Genomic DNA, 23,425 nt, shown 5'->3' on the forward strand with positions numbered 1-23,425 from the left:
GCAGGCTGATCGGGAGTCCACGGCCGGCCCGGAGTCGGCGACTGATCCGGCCTCGGAGGCTGAGCAGGCGTCGGAGGCTGGTCCGGTGGCGGCAACTGGTCCGGCCTCGGCGGCTGGTCCAGCCTCGACGACTGACCGGTCGTCGGAGACTGCTCCGGCCGCGACGAATAACCCGGCCCCGCAGGCTGATCGGGAGTCCACGGCCGGCCCGGAGTCGGCGACTGATCCGGCCTCGGAGGCTGAGCAGGCGTCGGAGGCTGGTCCGGTGGCGGCAAGAGGTCCGGCCTCACGGGCTGGTCCGGAGTTCGCAGGTTGTCCGGAGTCGAGGGCTGGTCCGGAGTCGGAGGCTGGTCCGGGTGGGGAGGGGTCGCCGGGCGGGGTGGGACCGGTGGGCGTGGGGGAATTGAGGCGCGGCGCGCTTCCGTGCTCATGCACCCCCCGTTCCCTCGTACCCGGGCCATCGGCTCGCCTCGGAGCTCTTCCGGGCCGTCGTAGCTGTGCGGGGAGGGCGTCCGTTCGGGTCGCCCGTCACGGGCACGCATACCCGCACCGGGGGGCCGTCACCCCGGGCGCACCCCGCCCGGGCAAGGTCGTTCCTCCCTGCGTGCGCGTCACTCTACGGGTTGACGTGGGCCCGAAGGGAACCAGTCCGCAGGCCCGTGGCATCTGCCCGGATCGTCCCCCTACCCTGCGGTAATCCTGTCTGGCAGGCTTCGGTCATGACTGCCCGCGCCGCAGACCGGGCCCGCTACGACCGGGCCACCGCTCACCTCGACGCCCCCGTTGCGATCGTGGACCTGGAGGCCTTCGACGCGAACGCGGACGATCTCGTCCGCCGGGCCGGTGGCAAACCGGTCCGCGTCGCCAGCAAATCCGTCCGCTGCCGCGCCCTGCTCGAACGCGTCCTCGCGCGGGACGGCTTCGCCGGAATCATGTCCTTCACCCTCGCGGAGTCGATCTGGCTGGCCCGCTCCGGCTTCGACGACATCCTGCTCGCCTACCCGTCCGCCGACACCAAGGGCTTCGCCGAGCTGGCCTCCGACCCCAAGCTCGCCGCCGCCGTGACCGTGATGGTCGACGACCCGGCCCAGCTCCACTTGATCGACGCGGCACGCCAGGGCGGCACCGAAGTCGTGCGCGTCTGCCTGGAGTTGGACACCTCCCTCCAACTGCTCGGCGGGCGGGTCCGCGTCGGCGCACTCCGTTCGCCGCTGCGCTCCCCCGCCCAACTCGCCGAGATGGCTCGTACGGTGACCCGACGGCCCGGGTTCAAGCTCGTGGGGATCATGGCGTACGAAGGCCACATCGCCGGCGTCGGGGACTCGGTCGACGGGCGGCCCTTCCGCTCGCGTGCCGTCCGCCTGATGCAGGCCACGGCCCGCAAGGAACTCGTCCAGCGGCGTGCCGAGGTCGTTCGCGCCGTACGGGCCGTGGAGCCCGACCTGGAGTTCGTCAACGGCGGCGGTACCGGCAGCGTGCAGCACACGGCGGCCGAGGACGCGGTCACGGAGATCGCGGCGGGGTCGGGACTGTACGTACCGCGGCTCTTCGACAACTACACCTCGTTCAGCGGGCGTCCGGCCGCGCTCTTCGCCCAGCCCGTGGTCCGCCGGCCGGGCGTCGGAATCGTGACCGTCCTCGGCGGCGGCTACCCGGCCTCGGGTGCCGCCGGTCCCGACCGGCTGCCCGTGCCCTACCTCCCGGAGGGGCTGAAGTACGACCCCCAAGAGGGTCCGGGCGAGGTGCAGACTCCGCTGATCGGCGCCCCCGCGGACGATCTGCTCATCGGCGACAAGGTGTGGTTCCGGCACGCCAAGGCCGGGGAGTTGTGCGAGCGGTTCGACACGCTCCAACTGGTGACGGGCGACTCGGTGACGGCGTCCGTCCCGACATATCGCGGAGAGGGGCACACCTTCCTCTGACGCCCCCGGTGTCTACTGGGACGGGCCGATACTGCTGCCCACACCCCCACCGATGTCCGCGTCGCCCACCGGCCGGAACCCCTTGGTGATCCTTTCTATGCCAGTGAGCGGCGGCCCGTCCTCGTCCGCGCATCGAAGACGAAGCGGACGGTGACGAGCGCCTGCGAGCCATGCTGGACGAGAACGCCAGCGACTGGACGTAACCGTTCCTCTCGACTGGGCGGGGTTGTTGATCCCGGTCAGCCGCACGCCCCGAACGGTCTTGGGCGCACTGGTCCCCGGCATACTCAACCCCGGGGCGGCGACACGGATCCTGTCCGTGGTCCGGGCCCGGGAGGCCAGTTCCCTGTACGACCTGGCCTGGTGGACGCGGCCAGAGGCGACGGGGAAGCCCTGACCCATCACTCCGGTGGAGCAGTGGCCCCGCACGCTGGCACCGCACCCGGCGTCCCAGATCGCACAATCACGCTAACCCGGACGGCCCAGGACACCGCAAGCATTGGAGTCGACCATCACACGATCGAGCTAACTGGGCGTGGGTACCCGGCAGGGTCACCACAACGACGTCCTCGGCGACCTACCGAGGTCTGACCAAGCCGGCGAGCAACGACGTCACGATGCCGCTGAGTTGATCGACAACGCCGGACGGGTCTTCGGGCGTCGGTTGGAAGGTGAACGGCGAGGGTAACGGAGTAGCGGCCACCATGGACGGGCGTGGTCCGCGGCAGTGAGCGCCACGGACTTGACACGGCCGGGGCCGTCGCTGACGAGTTCCGGCGGCACCAGGGACACTTGAGGTACCTCTAGCCGACGCCGGTGGTCGGTCCAGGCGGTCCTGCCCCACCAGCGCTCGACGAGCGGGTACGACGGATCGCGGTACCAGCCGGGCGGCGGCGTCATGCTCATCCCGGCACTCCAGGACGTGCGCCGAAGATCGGTACACGGTATCCAGGCCACGTCGTCCGCTACAGCGGCGTGACGTAGGCGCCCGAGATTCCGCCGTCCACCAGGAAGTCGCTGGCGTTGACGAAGGAGGAGTCGTCGCTGGCGAGGAACGCGACCGCCGCGGCGATCTCGTCCGGCTCCGCGAAACGGCCGACCGGGATGTGCACGAGCCGGCGCGCGGCCCGCTCGGGGTCCGTGGCGAACAGCTCCTGGAGCAGCGGGGTGTTGACCGGTCCCGGGCAGAGTGCGTTGACCCGGATGCCTTCCCTGGCGAACTGCACGCCCAGTTCACGGGACATGGCCAGCACGCCGCCCTTGGAGGCCGTGTACGAGATCTGCGAGGTCGCCGCGCCCATCCGGGCCACGAAGGACGCCGTGTTGATGATGGAGCCCTTGCCCTGGCGCCGCATGTAGGGGATCGCTGCCTTGCAGCACAGGTAGACGGAGGTGAGGTTGACGTCCTGGACCCGCTTCCAGGCCTCAAGTCCCGTCTCCAGGATGGAGTCGTCGTCGGGCGGTGAAATGCCCGCGTTGTTGAAGGCGATATCGACGGAGCCGTAGGTGTCGTACGCCGTCTTGAAGAGCGCCTCGACCTGCTCGGGGTCGGTGACGTCGACCTTGACGAAGATCCCGCCGATCTCCTCGGCGGCCGCCTTGCCGCTCGTCTCGTCGATGTCGCCGCAGACGACATGGGCGCCCTCGGAGGCGAGGCGCCGCGCGGTGGCGAGGCCGATGCCGCTGCCCGCGCCGGTGATGACGGCGGTACGGCCGACCAGACGGCGGCAGATGATGTCAGGGGTGTCTGCGGTCACTGTGCGGGGCCCTCCGTGCTGATGAAGACGTTCTTGGTTTCGGTGAAGGCGGTGAGGGCGTCCGGGCCGAGTTCGCGGCCGATCCCCGACTGCTTGAAGCCGCCGAACGGGGTCCAGTAGCGGACGCTGGAGTGGGAGTTGACGGACAGGTTCCCGGCGCGGACGGCGCCCGACACACGCAGGGCGCGGCCGACGTCACGCGTCCAGATGGAGCCGGACAGGCCGTACTCGGTGGCGTTGGCCAGCCGGATCGCGTCCGCCTCGTCCTCGAAGGGGAGGACGACGGCGACCGGGCCGAAGACCTCCTCGACGGCCACCCGCGCGTGGGGCTCGACGTCGGTGAGGACCGTGGGCGGGAACCAGAAGCCCGGGCCCTCGGGGGCCTTGCCGTGGATGCCCGGCGCGTCGGCGGCGACGTACGAACGTACGCGTTCCAACTGGACCTTGGAGATCAGCGGGCCCATCTGGGTGCGCTCGTCGGACGGGTCGCCGACGACCACGGACGCGAGGGCCGGGGCGAGGAGTTCGAGGAAACGGTCGTACGCGGAGCGCTGGACGAGGATGCGGGTGCGGGCGCAGCAGTCCTGGCCGGAGTTGTCGAGGAAGGACATGGGGGTGGCGGCCGCGGCGGCTTCGATGTCGGCGTCGGCGAAGACGATGTTCGGGCTCTTGCCGCCGAGTTCGAGGGTGACCCGCTTGAGGAGGGCGGAGCCCTTTGCCAACACCTGTTTACCCACGGCCGTTGACCCCGTGAAGACGATCTTCGCGACGCCGGGGTGTTCGACGAGCGCGTTGCCCGCGACGGGACCCAAGCCTGGGAGCACCTGGAAGAGGTGCTCTGGAAGACCGGCCTCCAGGCCCAGTTCGGCCAGTCTCAGAGCCGTCAGAGGTGTCGTCTCGGCGGGCTTGAGGATGACCGCGTTCCCGGCCGCGAGCGCCGGTGCGGTGCCCCACGCGGCGATCGGCAGGGGGAAGTTCCAGGGGGCGATGATCCCGACGACACCGAGCGGTTCGAGGATCGTGATGTCCAGGCCGCCGGAGACCGGGATCTGGTGGCCGGTCAGCCGCTCCACTCCCCCGGCCGCGTAGTCGAGCAGATCGCGGACGTTGCCGACCTCCCAGCGGGCGTTGCCGATGACGTGACCGGCCTCTCTGACCTCCAACCGGGCCAGTTCTTCGAGGTGTTCGTCGACGACGACGGCGAAGCGGCGCAGCAGCCGGGCGCGCTCGCCCGGAGCGAGGGCGGCCCAGCGGGCCTGTGCCGTTCCCGCCCGTACGACGGCGGCGTCGACGTCCTCCGCAGTGGCGCCCGGGACGGTGGCGATGACCTCCTCGGTCGCCGGGTTGAGGACATCCAGTTCGTGCAGCTGCGACAAGTTCGGCCTCACAGACGTTCGAAGGAGCGGCGCAGCTCCCAGTCGGTCACCGCGGCGTCGAAGGCGTTCAGCTCGACGCGCGCCATGTTGCGGTAGTGCGCGACCACCTCGTCACCGAAGGCGGCCTGGGCGATCGGGCTGTTCTCCCAGAGCTCGGCGGCCTCGCGAAGGGTGGTGGGGACGTGCTCGTAGTCGGCGGCGTACGCATTGCCCGCGCACACGTCCGGCAGCTCCAGCTTCTGCTCGATGCCGTACAGGCCGGCCGCGACGAGTCCGGCGACGGCCAGGTGCGGGTTGACGTCACCGCCGGGGAGCCGGTTCTCGAAGCGCATCGAGCGGCCATGGCCGACCACACGGAGGGAGCAGGTGCGGTTGTCGTAGCCCCAGGCGACGGCGGTCGGGGCGAAGGAGCCCGGCTGGAACCGTTTGTAGGAGTTGATGTTCGGGGCGTAGAGGAGCGAGAAGTCGCGGAGCGCGGCGAGCTGCCCGGCGAGGAAGTACCGCATGATCTCCGACATGCCGCCCGGGTCGTCGGAGGAGCCGGCCATCACATTCGTGCCGTCCTTGTCCGCGAGCGAGAGGTGGATGTGACAGGAGTTACCCTCGCGCTCGTTGTACTTCGCCATGAAGGTGAGCGAGACGCCCTCCTGGGAGGCGATCTCCTTGGCGCCGGTCTTGTAGACGGCGTGCTGGTCACAGGTGACGAGGGCCTCGTCGTACTTGAAGGCGATCTCGTGCTGGCCGGGGTTGCACTCTCCCTTGGCGGACTCGACGACGAGGCCCGCCGTCTGCATGTCGTTGCGGATGCGGCGCAGGAGCGGCTCGATCCGTCCCGTCCCAAGGACCGAGTAGTCGATGTTGTACTGGTTCGCCGGGGTGAGGTCCCGGTAGTGCGCGTCCCAGGCCTGCTCGTAGGTGTCCTTGAAGACGATGAACTCGAGTTCCGTGCCGACCTGGGCGGTGAGGCCGAGTTCGGCGAGGCGGTCGAGCTGGCGGCGCAGGATCTGGCGGGGCGCGGCCACCACCGGGGAGCCGTCGTTCCAGGCGAGGTCGGCGATGAGCAGGGCCGTGCCCTCGTTCCAGGGCACCCGGCGCAGCGTGCTCAGGTCGGGGTGCATGGCGAAGTCGCCGTAACCCCGCTCCCAGGAGGACATCGCGTACCCGTCGACCGTGTTCATCTCGGTGTCGACGGCGAGGAGGTAGTTGCAGCCCTCCGTACCGTGTTCGAGGACGTCGTCGAGGAAGAAGCGCGCGGCGAACCGCTTGCCCTGGAGCCGTCCCTGCATGTCGGGGAAGGCCAGGACGACCGTGTCGATCTCGCCGCCCGCGACCAGGCTGCGCAACTCCTCGACGGATAGCGGGGGTGTGCGGTCTGCCACCGGAAAAGCCTCCTTGGGTCAGCCGAGAGTCATAAGGTATTGCTGAGAACCATTGCTTGGGAAGGGGGCGCGACCGGATGACGTGGGCGGAAACCGACGGCGGGGCGGACGACCGGCTGACGCCGGTGCTGCGGCCGGTGCGGGCGGGCAACGGTTTCGAGGAGGCGCTGGAGCAGATCCTCCAGGTCGTCCGGCTCGGTCTGGTGCCGGGTGGTGAACGGCTGCCCGCCGAGCGGGAGTTGGCGGAGCGGCTCGGGATCAGCCGGGTGACGCTGCGCGAGGTGCTGAAGGTGCTGCAGGACCAGGGGCTCGTCGAGTCGCGGCGCGGCCGGTACGGCGGCACCTTCGTGCTGCCGAGGGCCGACGCGCCCGGCGAGCACGAGCTGCGGCGCCGGGTCGCCGAGGTCGACATCGAGGACGTACTGCGCTTCCGCGAGGTCCTTGAGGTGGGCGCGGCCGGCCTGTGCGCCACGCACGGCCTCGACGACGAGCAGGCCGACCGGCTGCGCGAGGCCCTCGCCCGCACCCAGGACGCGCCGCTGGCCGACTACCGCCGTCTGGACACCATGCTGCACCTCACCCTCGCCGAACTCTGCGGCTCCCCTTCACTCACCGCCCAGTACGCGGCCGTACGCGCCTCCGTGAACGACCTCCTCGACTGCATCCCGCTCCTCGTCCGCAACCTGGAGCACTCCCAGCAGCAGCACAGCGCGCTGGTGGAGGCGGTTCTCGACGGGGACGCGGACGGGGCGCGGGAGATGATGCGGGAGCACTGCGGGGGGACGGCGGCGCTGCTGCGGGGGTTCCTGACGTGAGCCGGTAGGGCTTGATTTCCATGCGAGCGTCCGGCAAAGGTACGGACGCGTTCCATTGAGTGCGGAGGAGGCAGCGTGGGCGGCAGACCGCTGATCGGCGTGAGTACGTATCTGGAGTCCGCGGCGCGCTGGGGCGTGTGGGAGCTGGAGGCGGCGTTGCTGCCGGTCGGCTATCCGCGTCTCGTGCAGCGGGCCGGCGGGCTCGCCGTGATGCTGCCGCCCGACGATCCCTCGTACGCGGCGGCGGCCGTCGCCCGCCTCGACGGGGTCGTCGTCGCGGGTGGGCCGGACGTCGAGCCCGCCCGCTACGGCGCCGAGCGCTCGCCGCGCACGGGGCCGCCCGCCGCGGAACGCGATGCCTGGGAACTCGCCCTGATCGAGGCCGCGTTGGCGTCCGACACCCCGCTCCTCGGCATCTGCCGGGGCATGCAGCTCCTCAACGTCGCCCTCGGCGGCACGCTCGTCCAGCACATCGACGGGCATGTGAAGGACGTCGGGGTGTTCGGGCACCATGACGCGACCCCTGTGCCGGGGAGTCTGTACGCCGGTGTCGTGCCAGAGACATCGGCCGTGCCGACGTACCACCACCAGGCGGTGGACCGGCTCGGCGAGGGGCTGCTGCCCTCGGCGCACGCGGCGGACGGGACGGTGGAGGCCATCGAACTTCCCGGACCCGGTTGGGTGTTGGGGGTGCAGTGGCATCCGGAGATGGGTGAGGATCTGCGGGTCATGACGGCCCTGGTCCGAGCCGCTTCCTGAGCCATTCCACGGCGGCGTCACCCTGGGCACGCTGGAAGGCGCGGATGGTCGGCAGACCAGGCGGGTCCGGTTGCAGCGACTGCTGTACGAAGTATCCGGCGACCGCCGCCAGGGTCGCCGTCACGCCCTTCGGATCGGCGTCGCGGCCCAGGAGGTGGGAGGTGAACACCTCGTCGGGATCGGGGCCGCCCTGGGCCCGGACACACGGCAGCATGACCAGCAGGTCGAACCAGGGCGCGGCGCGGACGGCGTGCGGCCAGTCGACGAAGACGACGCCGTCGTCGGCGGTGAGCAGCAGGTTGTCGGCGCGCAGGTCGCCATGCGCCAGGGTGTCACCGGACGCGAACTCGGCCCAGGGGGCGGAGAGTTCGGCCAGCCGGCGGAGGTTGCGGGCCACCCAGGGGTCGAGAGCCGAGACGTCGGAGTCCGCCGCCCCGATGAGGCGCTCCCAGCCACTGAAATGCTCGGCCAGGTGCTCGCCGACCGGCGGAGCGGCCACGGAGGACGGCGTGAGGGCTCGGCCGAGGTCGGCCACCGCGTGCAGGACCCGCTTCAACTCGTGCGCGCGCCAAGGGACATGAGGCTGGCGCCCGTCGACGTCCTCGAAGACGAGAGCGACCCAGGTGCCGTCGTCGTAGCTGCCGAGAAGGCGTGGCGAGGGGGTACCGGGCGGGAGCGCGGCGGCGTTTCTTGCCTCCCTGCGGTGGAGTGCGGGGCTGTGGGGGTTCGTGTCGCCGCTCACCGCCTTCACGAACGCGCGGTGCCGTTCCGCTGTGGTGACGCGGGCGGCCACGCCGGGTGAGAAGCCGCCGGATTGGGTCACCGCCTCGGTCACCGGGGCGCCGAGCAACTGCGCGACCGCGTCGCGGACGGGGTGAGGTAGGGCTTCCCAAGGGGTGCGGACGCCTGCGGCGGACGGGGCGGTCGGGGTCATGTCCCGCATGGTTGCGGGGGCGACTTGGGTTGCGCCAGCGGTTTTTTCGCCCCCTCCGCCCCAGACCCCGCTGCGCGGGGTTCAGCCCGTCCGGCGTTTGAGGACGAGGCCGTCCAGGCCGAGAGCGGGGGCCTCAGGGCGGCAGCCCCCAGATACGGGACGGGTAGGGGCGGAGGGGGCGAAAAACACCCCTCAAGCCCCCCGCGTCAACGACAACAGATCCCGCGCCGGCCCCGTGGGCCGATGGCCGGTAGGCCAGACCGCACGGAGGGACCGGCCCAGTTGCACGTCGGACAACGGGATGCTCACCAGGCGGTGAGCCGAGAGTTCCTCGCCGAGGGCCAGCTCGCTCAGAACCGCCGGGCCCGCCCCACTGACCGCCGAGGCTTTGACCGCCGTCGTCGAGTTGAGCTCCAGGAGCGGCCGGGCCAGGCTACCGAGCGCCGCGTCCAGAACCTGGCGGGTGCCCGACCCCTTCTCACGCAGGATCAGCGGTGTCGACGCGAGCTCCGCCGCGCCCAGGGGCTTACGGCGGTGGGCCCACGGGTGCTCCGGCGCCGTCACCACGATCAGGCGGTCGTGCGCGATGACCACCGAGTCCAGGCCCGTCGGCACCGTCAGACCCTCCACGAAACCCACGTCCGCCTCATCCGCGAGGAGGCGTTCGGCGACGGCCGCGGAATTGCCCGCGAGGAGCGACACCGCCGTGTCCGGGTGCTGCCCGCGGAGCGCGATCAGCCAGCCCGGCAGCAGGTACTCGGCGATCGTCATGCTCGCGGCCACCCGAAGCCTGGAGTCCCGTCGGTCGCGCAGTGCCTGCGCACCCGCGTCGAACGCATCGGCGGCCTCCACGACGCGCCGCGCCCAGTCCGTGACCAGTGCGCCCGCGTCCGTGAGGCGCGAACCCCGCGGTGAGCGGTCGACGAGCGCGACCCCCAGCTGACGTTCCATCGAGCGGATCCGACTGCTCGCCGCCGGCTGTGAGATTCCCAGTTCCCGCGCCGCCATCCCCAGACTCCCCAGCCGCGCCACGGCCAGCAACAGCTCCAGCGCACCCAGGTCCGGCACTCGGCGCGCGACCCCGACGGAGTGGTGTGCGACCCCGGCCAGTCCCTCAGCCTTGCCTGCGGCCGGCCCTTCGTCCTTGCCTGCGGCCGGCCCTCCGCCCCCGGACCCGGCCGATTCCTCAGCCCTGTTTCCGATCGGCTCCTCAGGCATCCTCATAAACCCAGCTTATGCCCTCATAGAGCAGCACTCCCTGGTGAGGAACCCGGCACGGCGGGACGGTGGAGACATGGTTACCGCAACGCAGCCCCTCAGGCTCCACAAGGCGGCGACTCCCCGCACGACAGGGACCCGCCGCGCCGTCGCCGTCCGGCATCTCGGTCCGAACTGGTACGCCTCGGTGATGGGCACAGCGATCGTCGCCACGGCGGGAGCGGGGCTCCCCGGGAACACGCCGGGCCTGCGAACCGCCCTCGCCGCCGTATGGGCGCTCTCACTGGCCATGCTCGTGGTCCTGCTCGTCGCCCGGACCCTGCACTGGACGTACCACCGCGACCAGGCTCGCGCCGAGTTCCTCGACCCGGCCGTGGCACCCTTCTACGGCTGCCTCGCGATGGCACTGCTCGCCGTCGGCGGCGCCGGCCTGGTCGTCGGCCAGGACTGGATCGGTACGGCAGCGGCGGTCGCCCTGGACGCGGTCCTGTTCACCGCCGGAACGGTGATCGGTCTCGTGTTCGCCGTGGCCGTCCCGTACCTCATGATCGTCCGTCACCGCATCGAGCCCGGCCAGGCAAGCCCCGTATGGCTGCTGCCCATCGTGGCCCCCATGGTCTCCGCAGCGCAGGGTCCCCTGCTCGTGCCCCATCTCCCGCCGGGCCAGGCTCAGGAGACCCTCCTCCTCGCCTGCGTCGCGATGTTCGGGCTCAGCCTGCTGGCCACCCTGGTGATGCTGCCGTTGATCTTCGCCCGGCTCGTCACCTCGGGCCCGCTGCCGCTCGCGGCGACCCCGCTCCTGTTCCTGGTTCTCGGCCCGCTCGGTCAGTCCACGACCGCCGTCGGCAAGTTCGCGGATTTCGCGCCCGGCGTGGTTCCCGCTCCGTACAACCAGGGCTTCGGCATGCTCGCCGTGCTCTACGGCGTGCCCGTGATGGGCTTCGCGCTGCTCTGGCTGGCACTGGCCGCCGCGATGGTGGTGCGCGCCCGGCGCCGGGGCATGGGCTTCTCCATGACCTGGTGGGCGTTCACCTTCCCGTTGGGAACCTGTGCGACCGGAGCCGAAAGCCTGGCAAAGCACACCGGGCTCGCCGTGTTCGACTGGCTCACGGTCGCCCTGTACATGCTCCTTGTGGCCGCCTGGGCCGTCGCCGCGGTCCGCACGGCCCGCGGTCTGGTCAACGGCCGGCTGCTCGCAGCGCCTCACTGAGCACCCGCGGAGCCGCCGTCAGCGAAGGCCCGTACCAGGTGAGAGCGCGACCGTCGACGAGCGCACAGGGCACGCCCTCGAAGGCCTCCGGCCCGTCGTCGGACGTGAAGCGGTACGGCTCGTCGGGCAGGACGACGAGTTCCGGAGCGGCGGCCCTCAGCTCCTCGATCGCGATCCGCGGATAGCGTTCCGGGTGCGTCGCGTACAGGTTGTCGACGCCCAGGCGCGCCAGCATGTCTCCCGCGAAGGTGTCACGGCCGAGGACCATCCAGGGCCGCCGCCAGATGGGCACGATCGCGGTCGTACGACGGTCCGGAACCGGTGGATCCTGCCAGGCACTCTCCGCCTCGTCGAGCCATCGCGGCCGGGCCTTCGCGCCGCACGCGCCCAGCACCCGCCCCAGCTCGCGGATGGCCCCCGGCACGTCCCGCACCTCGGTGACCAGGACCTCGACTCCCGCTGCGCGCAAGGCCGTCAGGTCGGGCTCACGGTTCTCCTCCTCGTTGGCGACGACCAGGTCGGGGGCGAGCTGGATGATCCTGTCGACCTTGGGATTCTTGGTGCCGCCGATCCGCACGACGTCGAGGTCCGCCGGGTGGCTGCACCAGTCGGTCGCGCCGACCAGGACGCCGGGCAGGGAGACGGCCACCGCCTCCGTCAGCGACGGTACGAGTGACACGACGCGCATCACGGGTGCCTCCCCCACGTCGTGATCAGCGGATAGGAGTTGACCGCGAAGGCAGGGTCGTCCAGGAGGTGCAGACAGCGGTCCAACTGCTCCTCGGTCAGGCCCTCCTCGACCAGCCGGCTCTCCAGTTGGCGCATATTGATCTGGTGCAGCCGGCTGCCGGGCGAGCCACCGCGCCAGGACTCGGCGTACGTGGACGACGCCACGCCGACGAGCCCCGCCCCGCGCAGTGCCGCGTACGCGTGCAGCCCCCAGCGGATGTCGGCGCCCGCCCGCGTGACGACGCCCATGACCGCGTCGTGCATCTTCTCGAACAGTTCGGCCGCCCCTGGCCAGGGTGACGCGAGCACGGGGACATACCCGCAGTCGAACTCGTCCAGGACCAGTGACCCTCCGGGCCGCAGCGCCCGCACCAGCCGGCCGAGGGCCGCCATCCGCTCGGGCACGTGCAGCAGGACGAGCCGGGCGTGGATGAGGTCGAACTCGTCCTCCGGCAGCTCGTCGGTGCTGATGTCGTGCCGCAGGACGTGCAGGTTGCCACGCTCGGGGAGGCCGTCCATCCAGCGCGGTTCGATGTCGGTGACGAGGACGGAGCCGGTCGGGCCGACCCGGTCGGCGAGCCAGCCGGCGACGGAGCCACCGCCTCCGCCCAGTTCCAGGCAGCGCATCCCCGGGCCGACGCCCAGCTCGGTGAGGCGCGCGAAGGTCACCGGGTCGTAGCAGGTCTCCAGGGCGTCGAAGCGCCCACCGGCGTGCTCAGAGGTGTTGTCGAAGGCGTAACCGGAGGTACCGGACATGGAGTCAGTATCGCAGCGGTACCCGGAACGGGGATGGGTCGCGGACAGGTCGGCCCCACCCGAAAGCGTGCCGGGCTTCCACCCGGCGTCAGCGCTTCCCGAAGCTGTGCCGGTCCTCCACCGCGTCGATGTGGTCGGCGACCTCGACCACGATCACCCGGGTGTCCGGCACGGTCGCCCGCCACCGGTGCCGCACGCCGCCCGTCAGATACATGGTGTCGCCGCGCCCGAGGCGATGGGCACGGCCCTCCGCCTCGACCTCGACGGCGCCGTCGACGACGTACATCAACTTGTCGTTGCGGAGCTGGAGTTCGCGCCCCTCGTCGTGGTCGCCGGTGAACTCGGTGGCGTGCAGCTGGTGGTGACCGCGCACCAAGGGGCGCACCCGTGCCGTGGGGGCGCACTCGGCGGATTCGGCGCGCACGACATCGACACTGCACGCCGGGTCGGCCGCGGCGAGCAGTTCGACGGCGGTGGTGCCAAGCGCGTCGGCGACTCTTTCCAGCGAGCTCTTGCTGGGCCGGGCACGCTCGTTCTCGACCTGGCTGAGAAAGGGCACCGACAGGCCGCTGCGCTCGGCCACGACGGCGAGGGTGAGGTCCAGTGCACGGCGGCGGCGCCGTACTGCCGCGCCCACCCGAAGGGGTTGTTCTTTGTGGTCGCCCATCGCTTCGGATCCCTCCCTTGCGTCGTCGGTCCCTACTACGGCTAGTGCTTCGGCCCACTACTTCTGAAGAGTTGTTTGCACCCTACGCATGTTCGGCAAACCGTTTCACGCACCCGTCACATCGCTGACACACGGAAGGAGGGTGAGGGTTACAGTTCGCGCCAATAGAGGAGCTGGCCCGCCTCTCCGGGCGCCGCGCCCTCGCTCGGGACGAAAAGGCTGACCAGCAGGGCCGGATGCCCCTGCGGGTCGGCGAGAAGGGTCGCGGACGGATTGGCGAAGGCCTGGCTGCCGCCGTTGGTGCGCAAAGTCAGCCGTTCGGCCCGTCCGGTCGCCGGATCGTAGGCGTACGTCCGCCAGCTCCCGAAGTCCTCGCGCAACTGCTGCCCCTCTATCAACACCAGCTCCGCGCCGCCCAGTTCGAGGGACGAGCGGTCGCCTATGTTTCCGCTGGTCCCCCAGGCCTCCAGCGCCCGGTCCAGGCGCTGGTCGGGCTCGGCGTGCCAGGTCGTGAAGTCCGTGAGTGTGGCCCGGAGTTGGCGGTCGGTGTCGCACTGCGCCCGATAGTGGCCGGTGAGTTCGATCGTGCCGTCGTGCACGGAGGTGATGTCCGGCGTGCCCTCGGCGCAGCGCGAGAGAGAGCGCGGCGCGTCGTAGGCATGGTCGGCGTGCCCGGCCAGCAGGGCGTCGAGATCGGCGTAGCCGCGTACCGCGATGTGGTTGTCCGGATCCTTCTCGTACGCCAGTACGTAACCACCGGCGCCGTCGGCGGCGAGTGTCGGCTGACTGGTGCCCGCGCCGAAGTCGTGGCGGCGGGTCCAGGTCAGCAGATCCGTGGAGGTGGCGACGGCCGAGTGGAAGCGGCCGTCGGCGAGGGTCGAGTGGTAGACGGCGAGATAGGTGCCGTCCGGCGCCTGGGTGATCTCCGCGGTGTCCATCGTGTGGCCGGAGTCGTCCCGCAGGCCGTACACATCGCCGTCGGCGTCGCGCACGTCCCCGGCCAGGGACTCCAGCCGCGCCGTGGCGGCGGACACGGGCTCCGCGTGCGCGCCCGGCGGCACAGCCGTCAGCAGCACCACGAGGAGGGCGACGAGGCGGCCGGAGCGGGGCAGGGATCGCACGGGGTCTCACAGGAACGCAGGGAGGAGAGGAGCCGAGCGTACGGACCGGTCGCGGGCCCCGGGAACTCCACGAGGGGTGGCCTTCGCCACACGGGACACCCGACCCGCGCGACGAAGATCCACCCCTCGTCGGACCACCTGAGAACTACTGGCGAACTACTGCGGAGTCATCCGCTCCACCATGTCCGGGTGCTCCTTCAGCCACGCGGCCACGGCGTCCTCCTCGTTCCCCTGGCCCTGATCCTTGATCTCGGCCTCCAGGCTGCCGAGTTCGTCCTCGCTCATCTTGAAGTTCTTGATCCACTCGGTGAGCTGCGGATACTGCTCGGGGAAGTTCTTGCTGGAGATCGTCCGGATCGTGTTGCCCTCGCCGAACAGCTTCTTGTCGTCCGCGAGCTTGGTGAGCTCGTACTCGCTGTACGCCCAGTGCGGGGACCACAGGACGACGGCGACGGGCTCCTTCTTGGCGTACGCGCGCTTCAGCTCGGCCAGCATCGCGGGCGTGGAACCGTCGACGACCTTGTACTCCTTGTCCAGGCCGTAGCCGGGCAGCACCTTCGTCTTGAGCAGGTTCATCTCACCGGTGCCCGGCTCGATGCCGATGATCTTCCCGCCGAAGGTGTCGCCCTTGCCCTTGAGATCCGCCAGGGACTTGACGTCCTTCACGTAGCTGGGCACGGCGATCTCCAGGGAGGTCGGTTCGTACCAGGTGCCGAGGTCTCTCAGGTCGTTCTTGTGCTGATCCCAGTAATTGGACTGGGCGTACGGCAGCCACGCGTCGAAGTTGAGATCGAGGTCACCGGAGGCCAGTCCCGTGTAGACGGGGCCGACGTCCATCTGCTTCAGGTTCAGCGTGTAGCCGCGCCGCGCAAGGACGTTCTTCCACAGGTAGGTGACGGCGACGTCCTCGTCCCAGGGGAACCAAGCCACGTCCAGCGCGCGCTTGGTCTCAGCGCTGGCGGCGGTGGTCTTGACCGGGGCCAGCTTGTCGACGACGCCGGGGTTCTTCTTCAGCCAGGCGCGCACGGCGTCCTGCTGCTTGCCCTGGCCGGCCTTGTTGATCTCCGACTCGAGGCTGGTGAGCTGCTTCTCGGTCATCTTGAAGTTCTTGAGCCACTCGCCGACGACCGGGTTCTCCTTGGCGAAGCCCTTGCGGGAGAGCGTGTGCACGCCGTCGCCCGAGCCCCACGCACCCTTCGGGTCCGTGAGCTTCTTCAGGTCGTAGTCGCTGTACGCCCAGTGCGGCGACCACAGTGTGACGACGACGGGCTCCTTCTTGGCGTACGCGCGCTTCAGCTCGGCCAGCATCGCGGGCGTGGAGCTGTCGACGACCTCGTACTCCTTGTCGAGCCCGTACTCCTTGAGGACCTTGGTCTTGAGCAGGCTCATCATTCCGGCGCTGGACTCGATGCCGGTGATCTTGCCGCCGAATTCGTCGGCCTTGCCCTTGAGATCCGCGAGGGAGTTGATGTCCTTCATGTACGAGGGGACGCTCAGCTCCAGCGACGTCGGGCCGTACCAGGAGCCGAGGTCGTCGAGCTGCTTGCCGTACTTCTTCCAGTATTCCGCGTGGGTGGTCGGCAGCCAGGAGTCCGTCTCGAAGTCGATGTCGCCCTGGGCGAGGGAGGTGTAGAGGGGGCCGGCGTCGAGTTGCTTCGTCTCGACCTCGTAGCCGCGCTCCTCCAGGATCTCCTGCCACAGGAAGGTGGAGGCGACGCCCTCGTCCCACGGGATGTAGCCGATGCTGATCTTCTTGCCCTGGCCGACGTTCTTGCCGTCGGCGGCGGTGGACGTGGAATCCGTACCGCCGAAGAGGCCCATGCCACCCGCGACCAGCGCGAGCACGACGACACCGACGACGGCCACGACCGGGCGGGGGCGGTAGGTCCAGAGCTTCAGGCCCTGCGCGGCGCGCAGCCTGGCGGCGGCGCGGCGGCCGAGCGGCGAGACCTGGGTGCCCAGGGCGCTGGTCATGCGGTCCAGGTAGATCGCCAGGATGACGATGGCGACGCCCGCTTCGGAGCCGAGGCCGACGTTCAGCTGGCCGATGGCCTGGTTCACGTCGCCGCCGAGGCCGCCGGTGCCGACCATGCCGGCGATCGCGGCCATGGACAGGCCCAGCATGATGACCTGGTTGACGCCCGCCATGACGCTGGGCAGGGCCAGTGGCAGCTGGATGCGCAGCAGGGTGTCGCGCGGGGTGGTGCCGAAAGCGTCGGCGGCCTCGACCAGGTCCTTGTCGACCTGGCGGATGCCCAGCTCGGTCATACGGACGCCGGGTGCCAGCGCGAAGATCAGGGTGGCGACCATGCCCGCGGGGGCACCGGTGCCGAAGAACAGGATGGCCGGGATGAGGTAGATCATCGCGGGCAGCGTCTGCATGAAGTCGAGTACGGGGCGGACGACGCTGCTGACCCGGTCGGAGCGTGCCGCCCAGATGCCCACGGGCACGGATATGACGAGGGCGATGACGGTCGCCACAAGGACGAGCGAGAGGGTCACCATCGCGTCCTCCCACAGTTCGAGGGAGTCGATGAAGGCGAATCCCACGAAGGTGAGGACACCGGCGGAGGTGCCGCGCAGCCAGAACGCGATCACGGCGAAGATGGCCGCGAGGAGGAGCGGTTCGGGTGCCTGGAGGACGGCGTTGACGCCGTCGTAGGCACCGTCGAACACGGTCTTGAGGAAGTCGAAGAACCACGCCATGTGGTTGAGCAGCCAGTCGACGGTGTCGTTGACCCAGTCACCGAACGGAATCCTAGGCACCGGCCTTCACCGCCTCGTCGCGCGGCGTGACACAGGGGACCGGGGTCCCCTGCTCATCGCCCAGGTAGCCGACGAGCCGCTGTCTGGGGACGACACCGACCAGCGTCTGTTTCTTGTCGAGCACCGCGACGGGGTGCGACACACGGGCGCTGATCGCGCAGAGTTCGTTGAACGGCGTGCCGGGGGTGGCGGTCTCGCAGGCGCAGTCCGCCTCGTCGCCGCGTAGGTCGGTGTCCATGACGGACTCCGCGGTCAGCACACGGGAACGGTCGACGTCCTGGGTGAAGGAGGCGACGTAGTCGTCCGCGGGGCGCACCAGGATGTCCTCGGCGGTGCCTATCTGGACGATACGGCCGTCACGCATGACGGCGATCCGGTCACCGAGCCGCATGGCCTCGTTGAGGTCGTGCGTGATGAAGACGATGGTCTTCTTGAGCTTCTTCTGGAGTTCGATCAACTGGTCCTGCATGTCGCGGCGGATCAGCGGGTCGAGGGCGCTGAACGACTCGTCCATCAGCAACAGGTCGGCGTCGGTGGCGAGCGCGCGTGCCAGGCCCACGCGCTGCTGCATACCGCCGGACAGTTCGTCGGGCCAGGACTTCTCCCAGCCCGCGAGGCCGGCCAGCTCCAGGGCCTTGGTGGCGCGCTCGTTGCGCTCGGCGCGCGGCACGCCCTGCACCTCAAGGCCGTACGCCGCGTTCTCGCGGACGCTGCGGTGCGGAAAGAGCGCGAAGTGCTGGAAGACCATGCTGATCTTCCTCGCCCTGACCTCGCGCAGTTCGCGGGCGCTGAGCTGCGTCAGGTCCTGACCGTCGAAGCGCACATGGCCCCCGGTCGGCTCCAGCAGTCCGTTGAGCATGCGCAGCAGTGTCGACTTGCCGGAACCGGAGAGGCCCATGACGACGAAGGTCTGGCCGGGCTCCACCGTGAAGGAGACGTCGATCACCGCGGCAGTGGTGCCTTCGGCACGGAGTTCCTCACGGTCCGCTCCCTGATGGAGCCGCTCCATCGCCTCTTCGGGTCGTCTGCCGAACACCTTGTACAGATGCTCGGCTTCTAGCCTGGATGACACGTGTGCCTCTCGTCCGGACGGTTTGAGCGCTTCGACGGTGGAGCGCTTGAACTGTGGAGCCCTTGAACAGTTGATCCGTTACGTCTGAACAAATGGTTCGCTGAACTTCGGTGGAACGACGGTTGAAGACGCAACCGGCTTTACTCAGAGGCGGCGCCTGCCCACGCTTATCCGGAGCAAACGTGAGAAGCACCGGAGTGGTTCAGGTCACTGTCGGAAGCGTCGCTGTCAGTGGCGTACGGCATGATGCAAAGCGTGACCAGACGCCTGATGCTGCTCGACACCGCCTCCCTCTACTTCCGGGCCTATTTCGGGGTTCCCGAATCGGTGAAGGCCCCTGACGGCACGCCGGTGAACGCCGTGCGCGGGCTGCTGGAGTTCATCGACCGCCTGGTCAAGGACCACCGCCCCGACGACCTGGTGGCCTGCATGGACGCGGACTGGCGCCCGCAGTGGCGGGTCGACCTGATCCCGTCCTACAAGGCACACCGCGTCGCCGAGGAGACCGAGATCGGCCCGGACGAGGAGGAGGTGCCCGACACCCTGTCCCCGCAGGTGCCCGTCATCGAGGACGTCCTCGACGCGCTCGGCATCGCCCGGGTGGGAGTGGCCGGTTATGAGGCGGACGACGTGATCGGCACGTTCACCGGACACGCCACCGGCCCTGTCGACATCGTCACCGGCGACCGCGACCTGTACCAACTGGTCGACGACAAGCGGGAAGTCCGCGTCCTCTATCCCCTCAAGGGCGTCGGCCTGCTCCAACTCACCGACGAGGCATGGCTGCGCGAGAAGTACGGCGTCGACGGCCCGGGGTACGCGGATCTGGCGCTGCTCCGCGGCGACCCCAGCGACGGACTGCCCGGCGTCCCCGGCATCGGGGAGAAGACGGCGACCAAGCTTCTCGCCGAGTTCGGTGACCTGGCCGGAATCATGGCAGCGGTGGACGACCCGAAGGCCAAACTGACTCCCTCGCAGCGCAAGCGCCTCGACGAATCACGGCCGTACGTCGCCGTCGCGCCCACGGTCGTCAAGGTCGCAGGCGACGTCCCCCTGCCGGACGTCGACACCGCGCTGCCCCACGCGCCACGCGACCCGGCCGCGCTGGACGAACTCGCCGCGCGGTGGGGTTTGGGCGGTTCGTTGCACAGGTTGCTCTCGACTCTTCAGGTTTGAGGTGTTAACTAGAGAGAGGTGCTAACTTAGGCAAGCCTAAGCTCGTTAATTGGGAGGCCGTCATGGCAGAGCGTCCGGAACGCAGGACCCCGAAGCCCCACTCCGCGCGGGTCGTGCGGACCGAGCGACTGACCCCGCACATGCAGCGGGTCGTCCTCGGAGGCGAGGGCCTCGCCGAATTCACCGCGGGCTCCAGCACCGACCACTACGTGAAGCTGCTGTTCGGGGCGGAGGGCGTCACCTACCCCGAGCCCTTCGACATGAAGGTCATCCGCGAGGAGTTCCCGCGCGACCAGTGGCCCGTGACACGCACATACACGGTGCGCCACTGGAACCCCGAACACCGCGAGCTGACCCTCGACTTCGTGGTGCACGGCGACGAGGGCCTCGCCGGGCCCTGGGCGGCGAACGTCCAGCCGGGCGAGCTCGTACGGTTCAACGGCCCCGGCGGCGCGTACGCCCCCGACGCGAGCGCGGACTGGCATCTGCTCGCCGGTGACGAGAGCGCCCTACCCGCGATCGCTGCCGCTCTGGAGGCGCTGCCGGCGGGCGCCGTGGCCCACGCCTTCGTGGAGATCTCGGACCCCGCCGAGGAACAGAAGATCGACTCCGATGTGGATGTCGTCTGGCTGCACCGGGGAGACCGGCCCGTCGGTGAGGCGCTCGTCGAGGCCGTGCGCGCCCTGGAGTTCCCGCAGGGCCGGGTGCACGCGTTCGTGCACGGCGAGGCGGGCTTCGTGAAGGAGCTGCGCCGGCTGCTGCGGGTCGAGCGCGAGTTCCCGCGCGAGGACCTCTCGATCTCCGGCTACTGGCGGCTCGGGCACAACGAGGACGGCTGGCAGGCATCGAAGCGGGAGTGGAACGCCCAGGTGGAGGCGGAGCAGGAGGCGTCCGCCTGAGCCCAGCCCGGGCGAACGCCGAGAGGCGGCCACGCGTCACGCGAGCCGCCTCCTGACGTTTCCGGGTGGGCTACACCGACCGTTGGTACGACCTGAACGTCCGGATCGACAGCCACACCGCGACGATCGCCAGCGCGAGCAGCGCACCGCCCCGGTTGAGCACGTCGCCCCAGTCGGGGTCCGCGGACAGCGCCGAACGCCCCGCGACCATCGCCCAGTTGAGCGGATTGAAGTCCGCGATGTGCCGCATCCAGCCCGGCATCTGGGACGACGCCATGAACGCCGTGGACAGGAACGTCAGCGGCAACAGCAGGAACGTATTGATGCCGATGATCGACTCGCGCTCCTGGACCAGCATGCCCAGCGCGTTGGACAGCGCCCCGAAGATCGTGCCGAGCAGCACCGAGGCGACAACCAGGATCGCGACCCCGCCGATCCCGCCCGGATAGTCCGCGCCGCCCAACAGCCCTAGCAGCACGATGATGACTGACTGCAGGGCGGTCACCAGACCGTTGTTGACGACATTGCCGTTCATCAGGGCCGCCCTGCTGACGGGCGTGGTCAGGAAGCGGTTGAGCGTGCCCCGCTGGATCTCGTCGAGCGTGGTCATGCCCGCCCACATGTTGGAGCTGAGCGCGCTCATCACGACCACCCCGGGGACGAGGTAGTCCAGATACGAGGTGGTGCCGAAGCCGCCCAGCTCGACGACCTTCTTGAAGAGGCTGCCGAACAGGAACAGCCAGACGACTGGCTGGATCAGCGTGATCAGCAGGAACGCCGGCTGCCGCACGAACACCATGAGTTGACGCTGGGTCATGTACCAGGTCTGGGAGACGGCTGTGCTCATCGCACACCTCCGGCGAGGACGAGGCCCTCGGTGCCTGCTGCTTCCGCCTCGGAGTAACGGCGGCCCGCGTAGCGGAGGTAGACGTCGTCGAGGGAGGGCCGCGCGACGGTCGCGGTGGCGACACCGACGCCTGCACGGTCAAGTGCCCCGAGAAGCGCGGGCATCGCCGCCGCACCGTCGTCGGCGCGGACACTGATGCGGCGGCCGTCGAACTGCGCTTCGTGCACACCTGGCAGACCGGTCAGCGCACCGTTCAACAGCGTACGACCGGCTTCGCCGACCGCTTCACGCAACTCCAAGTGGACGGCGTCGCCGCGTAGTTCACCCTTGAGTGCGTCGGGTGTGCCCTCGACGACCACCCGGCCGCGGTCGACGATCGCGATGCGCTCGGCGAGCCGGTCGGCCTCTTCGAGGTAGTGCGTGGTGAGCAGGATGGTCAGGCCCTCGTCCCCGGCGAGACGGGCGATCTCGTCCCACATCGCGGTCCGCGCCTCGGGGTCGAGGCCTGTGGTGGGCTCGTCGAGGAAGAGCACCTCGGGGCGGTGGACCAGGCCGAGGGCGACGTCGAGGCGGCGCTGCATGCCACCCGAGTAGCCCTTGACCGGTCGCTTCGCCGCGTCCGCGAGCTTGAAGCGGTCGAGCAGTTCGTCCACCCTGCGGTTGAGGCCGGCGCCTTTCAACCCGTAGAGCCTGCCTTGGAGTTGAAGGTTCTCCCGGCCGGTCGCCACCGGGTCGGCGCCCGAACTCTGGGCGACCACACCGATCGCACGGCGCACCCGGTCCGGGTGGCGCAGCACATCATGGCCGGCGACGGTGGCAGCACCCGAGTCGGGGCGCGCCAGGGTGGTGAGGATCTTGACGGTGGTGGACTTGCCGGCGCCGTTCGGGCCGAGCAGCCCGAAGACGGTGCCTGCCTCGACGGTGACGTCCATGCCGCGCAGCGCGGTGACGTCACCGGGATAGGTCTTGATCAGCTGACGCGCCTCTACCGCGGGCGCAGGGGTATTCATGACGACTGCTCTCCTTGTGAGCGGATGACAACGAATCCGCAGGCAGCGGATGTGGACCGATCCGCGTGAAGAGCGCCGGGCTATCCTGGGTGTGCCGCACCTCGATCGCCTGGCCTGCCTCACCGCGGGTCCGGTTCGGGGTTCGAGACCCTGGCGGGGCTGCTCCAACAGTCCTGCCGGGGTCTGTTCATTTCAGGGTCACTTGCCGATGGGTCGCTCCTCCGAGTCCTGGAACTCCTGGAACTCCGGCGGGATCTCGCCGGTTTCATGGAAGCTCCGCCACGCCTGCACGCCGGGCAGGGCGCCTCCCTTGATCTCCTTCAGGAAGCCACGGACCCACTCCGCCTGCGCCCGAACCATGTGCAGTTGGTACTCGGTCTCCACAAGGAAGATCCGGGGCAGCGTCTCGTACAGCTTCTCCAGAGCCCCCCGGCCGCTCGCGGCCTGCACCTCAAGGGAGTTGAGCCGCCCTTCGAGGAGCCGGGTCACCTCGTCGGGATGCAGCGCACCCATCAGTGAGAGCGCGGTCTCGAAGATCGGATACTCCCGCGCCGGGACGGCCATCAGGTCGGAGAGCCATTCGGTCATCTCCACGCGCCCGGAGTCGGTGATTCCGTAGACCGTGCGCTCCGGACGGTTGCCCTGCCGCTCCACGTCCGTGACCTCGACGAAGCCGTGCTTCTCCAGGTTCTGCACGACCGTGTAGAGCGAGCCGTAGTTGATCTTCGTGCTGGTGTCCTTGCCCTGGCGGCGCAGCGTCTGGGCGATCTCGTAAGGATGCATCGGCTTCTGCCAGAGGGTCGTCATCACGGCAAGCGCCAGCGGGTTGCTCAGCTTGCGCCGCTTCATCACCATGACAACCTCACCTCGTCACCGAATATCCGTAGCCGAACATATCGCGACCGAGTCGGACCGTCAATACACACGATGTATCGCGATTTCACGCCGACCGCAAGGGCGTGAGGACTTAGGCCCGCCGCGGACACGGCCGCGTCACGCGAGCGAAACAGCC

Annotated in this window: 21 protein-coding genes and 1 pseudogene; 6 read left to right on the top strand and 16 right to left on the bottom strand. The window is 69.7% G+C overall.

Annotated elements, in window-relative coordinates:
• Positions 1–719 precede the first annotated feature (719 nt).
• Positions 720–1,922 (top strand): amino acid deaminase/aldolase, encoded by a 1,203-nt coding sequence (locus AB0N66_RS16700; RefSeq protein ID WP_365434598.1) that lies wholly within the window; start codon positions 720–722, stop codon positions 1,920–1,922.
• A 12-nt stretch (positions 1,923–1,934) separates the two neighbouring features.
• On the opposite strand, the pseudogene AB0N66_RS16705 reads toward AB0N66_RS16700, so the two are convergent.
• The 5 genes and pseudogenes from AB0N66_RS16705 to AB0N66_RS16725 all read right to left on the bottom strand — a co-directional run.
• Positions 1,935–2,127 (bottom strand): annotated as a pseudogene (locus tag AB0N66_RS16705) (hypothetical protein); the annotation flags it as partial.
• A gap of 407 nt (positions 2,128–2,534) precedes the next feature.
• Positions 2,535–2,828: a DUF2510 domain-containing protein gene (locus AB0N66_RS16710; protein WP_365434601.1), complete on the bottom strand. Its 294-nt coding sequence runs from the start codon at positions 2,826–2,828 to the stop codon at positions 2,535–2,537.
• A gap of 59 nt (positions 2,829–2,887) precedes the next feature.
• On the bottom strand, positions 2,888–3,679 hold the full coding sequence (locus tag AB0N66_RS16715) for a 3-oxoacyl-ACP reductase (RefSeq protein ID WP_365434604.1): 792 nt from the start codon (positions 3,677–3,679) through the stop codon (positions 2,888–2,890).
• Positions 3,676–5,055, bottom strand: coding sequence for an aldehyde dehydrogenase family protein (locus AB0N66_RS16720; RefSeq protein ID WP_365434607.1), 1,380 nt, complete (start codon positions 5,053–5,055; stop codon positions 3,676–3,678). The genes AB0N66_RS16715 and AB0N66_RS16720 overlap by 4 nt, the downstream gene beginning before the upstream one ends.
• 8 nt (positions 5,056–5,063) lie before the next feature.
• Positions 5,064–6,434, bottom strand: a complete 1,371-nt coding sequence (locus AB0N66_RS16725) for a glutamine synthetase family protein (RefSeq protein ID WP_365434610.1) — start codon at positions 6,432–6,434, stop codon at positions 5,064–5,066.
• 77 nt (positions 6,435–6,511) lie between these two features.
• Between AB0N66_RS16725 and AB0N66_RS16730 the strand changes: the two genes are divergently transcribed.
• Positions 6,512–7,249, top strand: coding sequence for an FCD domain-containing protein (locus tag AB0N66_RS16730; protein ID WP_365434613.1), 738 nt, complete (start codon positions 6,512–6,514; stop codon positions 7,247–7,249).
• A gap of 75 nt (positions 7,250–7,324) precedes the next feature.
• Complete coding sequence (locus AB0N66_RS16735) at positions 7,325–8,008, top strand: gamma-glutamyl-gamma-aminobutyrate hydrolase family protein (protein WP_365434616.1); 684 nt, start codon at positions 7,325–7,327, stop codon at positions 8,006–8,008.
• Here the strand turns inward: AB0N66_RS16735 and AB0N66_RS16740 are convergent.
• Positions 7,977–8,942: an aminoglycoside phosphotransferase family protein gene (locus AB0N66_RS16740; RefSeq protein ID WP_365434619.1), complete on the bottom strand. Its 966-nt coding sequence runs from the start codon at positions 8,940–8,942 to the stop codon at positions 7,977–7,979. The genes AB0N66_RS16735 and AB0N66_RS16740 overlap by 32 nt on opposite strands.
• Positions 8,943–9,134: 192 nt before the next feature.
• Positions 9,135–10,166, bottom strand: a complete 1,032-nt coding sequence (locus AB0N66_RS16745) for a LysR family transcriptional regulator (RefSeq protein WP_365434621.1) — start codon at positions 10,164–10,166, stop codon at positions 9,135–9,137.
• Between the two features lie 70 nt (positions 10,167–10,236).
• Here AB0N66_RS16745 and AB0N66_RS16750 point away from each other — a divergent pair, with 70 nt between their 5' ends.
• The gene (locus tag AB0N66_RS16750) at positions 10,237–11,370 is read left to right on the top strand and encodes a TDT family transporter (protein ID WP_365434624.1); all 1,134 of its coding nucleotides are present in this window, start codon (positions 10,237–10,239) and stop codon (positions 11,368–11,370) included.
• On the opposite strand, the gene AB0N66_RS16755 is transcribed toward AB0N66_RS16750, so the two are convergent.
• The 6 genes from AB0N66_RS16755 to AB0N66_RS16780 all read right to left on the bottom strand — a co-directional run bounded on the left by AB0N66_RS16755 (position 11,339) and on the right by AB0N66_RS16780 (position 18,481).
• Positions 11,339–12,058, bottom strand: a complete 720-nt coding sequence (locus tag AB0N66_RS16755) for a helical backbone metal receptor (protein ID WP_365434627.1) — start codon at positions 12,056–12,058, stop codon at positions 11,339–11,341. The two genes, AB0N66_RS16750 and AB0N66_RS16755, sit on opposite strands and share 32 nt — an antisense overlap.
• Positions 12,058–12,855, bottom strand: a complete 798-nt coding sequence (locus AB0N66_RS16760; protein WP_365434630.1) for a class I SAM-dependent methyltransferase — start codon at positions 12,853–12,855, stop codon at positions 12,058–12,060. Before AB0N66_RS16760 ends, AB0N66_RS16755 begins: the two co-directional genes overlap by 1 nt.
• 88 nt (positions 12,856–12,943) lie before the next feature.
• Positions 12,944–13,522 (bottom strand): XRE family transcriptional regulator, encoded by a 579-nt coding sequence (locus AB0N66_RS16765; RefSeq protein WP_365434634.1) that lies wholly within the window; start codon positions 13,520–13,522, stop codon positions 12,944–12,946.
• Positions 13,523–13,671: 149 nt separating this feature from the next.
• Positions 13,672–14,643, bottom strand: a complete 972-nt coding sequence (locus AB0N66_RS16770) for a hypothetical protein (RefSeq protein ID WP_365434637.1) — start codon at positions 14,641–14,643, stop codon at positions 13,672–13,674.
• A gap of 156 nt (positions 14,644–14,799) precedes the next feature.
• Positions 14,800–17,409 carry an ABC transporter permease/substrate binding protein gene (locus AB0N66_RS16775; protein ID WP_365434640.1) on the bottom strand — a complete coding sequence of 870 codons (2,610 nt, stop codon included), beginning with the start codon at positions 17,407–17,409 and terminating at the stop codon, positions 14,800–14,802.
• Positions 17,402–18,481: a glycine betaine/L-proline ABC transporter ATP-binding protein gene (locus AB0N66_RS16780; RefSeq protein ID WP_365434643.1), complete on the bottom strand. Its 1,080-nt coding sequence runs from the start codon at positions 18,479–18,481 to the stop codon at positions 17,402–17,404. Before AB0N66_RS16780 ends, AB0N66_RS16775 begins: the two co-directional genes overlap by 8 nt.
• Positions 18,482–18,727: 246 nt before the next feature.
• On the opposite strand from AB0N66_RS16780, the gene AB0N66_RS16785 reads away from it, so the two are divergent.
• Both AB0N66_RS16785 and AB0N66_RS16790 read left to right on the top strand, forming a co-directional pair.
• On the top strand, positions 18,728–19,657 hold the full coding sequence (locus tag AB0N66_RS16785) for a 5'-3' exonuclease (RefSeq protein ID WP_365435263.1): 930 nt from the start codon (positions 18,728–18,730) through the stop codon (positions 19,655–19,657).
• Between the two features lie 62 nt (positions 19,658–19,719).
• The gene (locus tag AB0N66_RS16790; RefSeq protein WP_365434646.1) at positions 19,720–20,556 is read left to right on the top strand and encodes a siderophore-interacting protein; all 837 of its coding nucleotides are present in this window, start codon (positions 19,720–19,722) and stop codon (positions 20,554–20,556) included.
• A gap of 70 nt (positions 20,557–20,626) precedes the next feature.
• Here the strand turns inward: AB0N66_RS16790 and AB0N66_RS16795 are convergent, their stop codons facing one another.
• From AB0N66_RS16795 to AB0N66_RS16805, 3 genes are all read right to left on the bottom strand, one after another.
• On the bottom strand, positions 20,627–21,403 hold the full coding sequence (locus AB0N66_RS16795) for an ABC transporter permease (RefSeq protein WP_365434649.1): 777 nt from the start codon (positions 21,401–21,403) through the stop codon (positions 20,627–20,629).
• Complete coding sequence (locus AB0N66_RS16800; protein ID WP_365434652.1) at positions 21,400–22,413, bottom strand: ATP-binding cassette domain-containing protein; 1,014 nt, start codon at positions 22,411–22,413, stop codon at positions 21,400–21,402. Before AB0N66_RS16800 ends, AB0N66_RS16795 begins: the two co-directional genes overlap by 4 nt.
• A 198-nt stretch (positions 22,414–22,611) precedes the next feature.
• A complete protein-coding gene (locus tag AB0N66_RS16805) occupies positions 22,612–23,268 on the bottom strand; it encodes a PadR family transcriptional regulator (protein ID WP_365434654.1) in 657 nt (218 codons plus the stop codon).
• Positions 23,269–23,425: the final 157 nt, after the last annotated feature.

This window comes from Streptomyces sp. NPDC093544 (genome assembly GCF_040683495.1).
Taxonomy (GTDB): Bacteria; Actinomycetota; Actinomycetes; order Streptomycetales; family Streptomycetaceae; genus Streptomyces.

Excerpts from the sequence above, each read along its gene's own strand:
- AB0N66_RS16700 (WP_365434598.1), top strand. The coding sequence starts at position 720 with ATGACTGCCCGCGCCGCAGACCGGGCCCGCTACGACCGGGCCACCGCT.
- AB0N66_RS16710 (WP_365434601.1), bottom strand. The coding sequence starts at position 2,828 with ATGAGCATGACGCCGCCGCCCGGCTGGTACCGCGATCCGTCGTACCCG.
- AB0N66_RS16730 (WP_365434613.1), top strand. The coding sequence starts at position 6,512 with ATGACGTGGGCGGAAACCGACGGCGGGGCGGACGACCGGCTGACGCCG.
- AB0N66_RS16740 (WP_365434619.1), bottom strand. The coding sequence starts at position 8,942 with ATGACCCCGACCGCCCCGTCCGCCGCAGGCGTCCGCACCCCTTGGGAA.
- AB0N66_RS16745 (WP_365434621.1), bottom strand. The coding sequence starts at position 10,166 with ATGAGGATGCCTGAGGAGCCGATCGGAAACAGGGCTGAGGAATCGGCC.
- AB0N66_RS16750 (WP_365434624.1), top strand. The coding sequence starts at position 10,237 with ATGGTTACCGCAACGCAGCCCCTCAGGCTCCACAAGGCGGCGACTCCC.
- AB0N66_RS16755 (WP_365434627.1), bottom strand. The coding sequence starts at position 12,058 with ATGCGCGTCGTGTCACTCGTACCGTCGCTGACGGAGGCGGTGGCCGTC.
- AB0N66_RS16760 (WP_365434630.1), bottom strand. The coding sequence starts at position 12,855 with ATGTCCGGTACCTCCGGTTACGCCTTCGACAACACCTCTGAGCACGCC.
- AB0N66_RS16765 (WP_365434634.1), bottom strand. The coding sequence starts at position 13,522 with ATGGGCGACCACAAAGAACAACCCCTTCGGGTGGGCGCGGCAGTACGG.
- AB0N66_RS16785 (WP_365435263.1), top strand. The coding sequence starts at position 18,728 with ATGCAAAGCGTGACCAGACGCCTGATGCTGCTCGACACCGCCTCCCTC.
- AB0N66_RS16790 (WP_365434646.1), top strand. The coding sequence starts at position 19,720 with ATGGCAGAGCGTCCGGAACGCAGGACCCCGAAGCCCCACTCCGCGCGG.
- AB0N66_RS16795 (WP_365434649.1), bottom strand. The coding sequence starts at position 21,403 with ATGAGCACAGCCGTCTCCCAGACCTGGTACATGACCCAGCGTCAACTC.
- AB0N66_RS16800 (WP_365434652.1), bottom strand. The coding sequence starts at position 22,413 with ATGAATACCCCTGCGCCCGCGGTAGAGGCGCGTCAGCTGATCAAGACC.
- AB0N66_RS16805 (WP_365434654.1), bottom strand. The coding sequence starts at position 23,268 with ATGGTGATGAAGCGGCGCAAGCTGAGCAACCCGCTGGCGCTTGCCGTG.